General features: G+C 46.7%; 4 protein-coding genes. All 4 read right to left on the minus strand.

Annotated elements, in window-relative coordinates; all coding sequences use genetic code 11:
• Positions 1-289: 289 nt before the first annotated feature.
• The 4 genes from JK223_RS16755 to JK223_RS16765 all read right to left on the minus strand — a co-directional run bounded on the left by JK223_RS16755 (position 290) and on the right by JK223_RS16765 (position 2,592).
• Positions 290-724, minus strand: a complete 435-nt coding sequence (locus tag JK223_RS16755; protein ID WP_212715280.1) for a hypothetical protein — start codon at positions 722-724, stop codon at positions 290-292.
• An 81-nt stretch (positions 725-805) separates the two neighbouring features.
• Complete coding sequence (locus JK223_RS16760) at positions 806-1,444, minus strand: glutathione S-transferase family protein (RefSeq protein ID WP_212715281.1); 639 nt, start codon at positions 1,442-1,444, stop codon at positions 806-808.
• A gap of 255 nt (positions 1,445-1,699) precedes the next feature.
• Positions 1,700-1,900 (minus strand): hypothetical protein, encoded by a 201-nt coding sequence (locus JK223_RS17245; protein ID WP_371813184.1) that lies wholly within the window; start codon positions 1,898-1,900, stop codon positions 1,700-1,702.
• Positions 1,900-2,592 carry a hypothetical protein gene (locus tag JK223_RS16765; RefSeq protein WP_212715282.1) on the minus strand — a complete coding sequence of 231 codons (693 nt, stop codon included), beginning with the start codon at positions 2,590-2,592 and terminating at the stop codon, positions 1,900-1,902. The genes JK223_RS17245 and JK223_RS16765 overlap by 1 nt, the downstream gene beginning before the upstream one ends.
• Between the last annotated feature and the right edge of the window lie 470 nt (positions 2,593-3,062).

The raw sequence follows: 3,062 nt of genomic DNA on the forward strand, positions 1-3,062 counted from the left end.
CTCGTCCTGGACGCATTCCCTCGCTCAGCGGTGCGATGTCGCGGTAAGTCACCGGATGTGGGACCGGGGAAAACCGGGGGATTTTTTTATAAGGTTTGTGAGTAAGTAGTCTGGCTATTTTTTTATCTCAGACAGGGAATATTCAGTTCGTGGTTTATTAGTTTTAGCACGGTGAGAGTTCCGTTCGCTTTATCTTAAGGCAGGCTGCCTTAGCCCCACCCTGATAGCGCTATTTTTGTTGGCAGGGCTGAAGCTTATGCGCTCTCAAGGATAATTTCCTTTATCCGGCTTATTGACCCGAATATAAACGTCGATATACCTGCACAAACACCCCTGTCTGAGAATGAAGGTTGCCCACCGTGACTTCATCATGGGTCGCCCGGCTTTTCCAGCATTGGGCTTCAACATCACAAGATGCCTGGGGTTCATACCCCTCTGATTTCAGGTAATCCCTGATACTCCGTGTGTCTGAAACACCATAAAACTTCACGGTGAAGACGTTAGCTTCTGTGCCGGTGATCCTCCCGAACTCAAATTTATAATTCTCTGATACCTCTGGCATTTTTTTTAATAACTCAGGGGTGTAATATTCATACTCCCGATGATTTTTCCTGGTATAATATGCGCTATCGGCAAATTCCATTCTGATATAAGGCCAGCCAATAACCAGCCCAATACCAGCTATGCCAATCACCCCCATCAGAGTGACGATCACCTTCCTCATAATCCCATCCTGCCATTGCTGGCACCAGAGACCACACACTTTCTGCCTGCCTCTGGCTTGTCATTCTCTCCGGACGACGTACTAAGCACGTAGGTCTTCATAAGATACGATGACATGCTCCTGAAAAGCAGGACGAGAGGCCAGGCGCTGGTAATAAGAATGCAAATGCCGGAGCGGTTGCCGGACCACATCAATGTCGTAATAACGGAATAAAACATGACCAAACTGAATATCGGCCAGTGAAAACTTATTACCTGCCAGAAAGTTATGCTTACTGAGTTGTTCCCCGGCGATCAAAAGGTTTTTCTCCAGGTTTAACATCGCTTGCCTTATGGCCGTTTCATCGCGTTCACTCTCCGGAGTCCGGACAACTCGCCAGAACACAGGTGCAGTAAATGCCATTGCAACGTTAATTTTCGCCCACTCCGCCCAACGGTCAACGTTGGCCTTTTCCTGCGGATTGCGGGGCCAGAAAGTATCCGAAGCATAGCGATTAGCCAGGTAGCGTAAAATGGCCCCCGTCTCCCATAAAGGAGGGGCTGAGCCATCCTGTAATACCGGCACGGTGCGATTGGGGTTCAGCGAATAAAAAAAGTCCGTGTCAGTCCCTTGATACTTATGCCCCACATCATGCCTGATATAAGGCAACTGTAGTTCTCCAATGCACCACATTAACGCCTGGACATTGGACGATGTTTTCCGGCCCCACACAGTTAACATTTAGAATCCTTTTGGTTTCTGTCATTCTGGTCAATGTACCCTGACAGATGTTACGTACACCGTCCGGGGACCACCTGGCGCTTTTAAGTCCTAAGAGTAACAATACCGCCACCCGAAAGCCCGCCAGAATCGAACGCAGAGAGTTTTACAGGCATGAGTGATTATTTACCGGACCTCCGGGGGAAGCGATAGCCTGCTAAAGAAGAGCAGTATCAGGCGCGGTGACGTAGTCGTTATAATAACTTTAAGATAGTACTAGCGCTTTAATCTGACAATTTCATAGATCGATACAACAACCATCACAAATACAAAGAATAACGGAACAAGCCAGATTGGGCTCCCAGGAAAAAACACCCCCTGAACCAAAGCAAATATTATTGTCAGTGCTGCAGGCCCATAATACGAAATTAATGACCTGAATATTCGGCTTAAAACTCTCTTAATAACATTCATCATTATCGAATCATCCTGGTAATGATGCCTGCGATTTCACTATCCGATCCCCATTGTGCTTTAAACGCCTCTGCTCTCTTAAACAACGGCTCTATCAGGAAGTACATCATTTCCAGTTCCTGAGCGTACAGCGCTGAGTAGTAAGCTGGATAAGTCATATGAAGACGACTTGCGCTGTCTGCTGCTTTTTGAACAATACCGTACAGGCCGATAGCTCCGATGACCTGCCCCGTTCTCCGACCTGCCAGCGCACTGAGCTCAAAACGTAATTTCATGCCTGCAGCAACACATGATGCCGTTGTTAAGGCAAATCCCGCACTTGTGAGTGCACCTGCAGCGATATGGATATTCACAGCCATCAGCATTCTTTTAATATTCTCAATCTGCTCTGATGTTTTATATTTAAATATTATTCCAAAATATATTTTTAGCATCTCATATGCAATATTTCCATGTCGAAAGAGACAAATAACACTGTTTTTAAAGCGAATATCCTCAGCTTTTTGTTTCTGACAGACATCCTGATACTCATCCGTAAAACAGGACGTATAATACAATGCACGCTTTGCGCCAAAACCTATTATTTCAATCTGGTTAGAAACTGCCTCGCCGACACCGCTTAATACACGTTCGAGCTTTAAAGAAATAATTTTATTGGCCTGTAAATATTTAATAACCTCATTATTGTAATGCATAACACCTCCCTGTTTTTTATCCACAACATGCCTGAATGAATTGCCCCCGACACCCGTTGCGTGTACTTACTAAGGCTCACTCAGAGCCAGTTACGTTCTAAGACCTAACACTCCCGAAAGCCCGCCAGAATCGAACGCAAGAAAATTTTACAGGCATGGGTGGCTCTGCACCGGGCCGGCTAACGGAAGATTTCAGCCTGAGGCCTGGCCTGAAGACGCGAAAGTAACATTACGTCAGCCAGAAAACAGTGAACGGTTGCGCAATTTATTACGTGACCTTTAGGCGGTTGGGCAACACGGAGAAAAGCAGGGAGATTTTTGTCTCAGATCTGTGGTAAAGAGTTCAGCTGTTGTTTTTTATGGTCAGACCGTGAATATTCCGTTCGCTTTATCTTAAGGCAGGCTGCCTTAGCCCCGCCGGGGGCGACCGGGCAAAGGGCGCAGGGCCGCGCCCTCTGCACTCCGGGCCT

Origin of the sequence: Tatumella sp. JGM118 (assembly GCF_018257515.1) — a bacterium.
GTDB lineage: Bacteria > Pseudomonadota > Gammaproteobacteria > Enterobacterales > Enterobacteriaceae > Tatumella > Tatumella terrea.

Excerpts from the sequence above, each read along its gene's own strand:
- JK223_RS16755 (WP_212715280.1), bottom strand. The coding sequence starts at position 724 with ATGAGGAAGGTGATCGTCACTCTGATGGGGGTGATTGGCATAGCTGGT.
- JK223_RS16760 (WP_212715281.1), bottom strand. The coding sequence starts at position 1,444 with ATGTTAACTGTGTGGGGCCGGAAAACATCGTCCAATGTCCAGGCGTTA.
- JK223_RS17245 (WP_371813184.1), bottom strand. The coding sequence starts at position 1,900 with ATGATGAATGTTATTAAGAGAGTTTTAAGCCGAATATTCAGGTCATTA.
- JK223_RS16765 (WP_212715282.1), bottom strand. The coding sequence starts at position 2,592 with ATGCATTACAATAATGAGGTTATTAAATATTTACAGGCCAATAAAATT.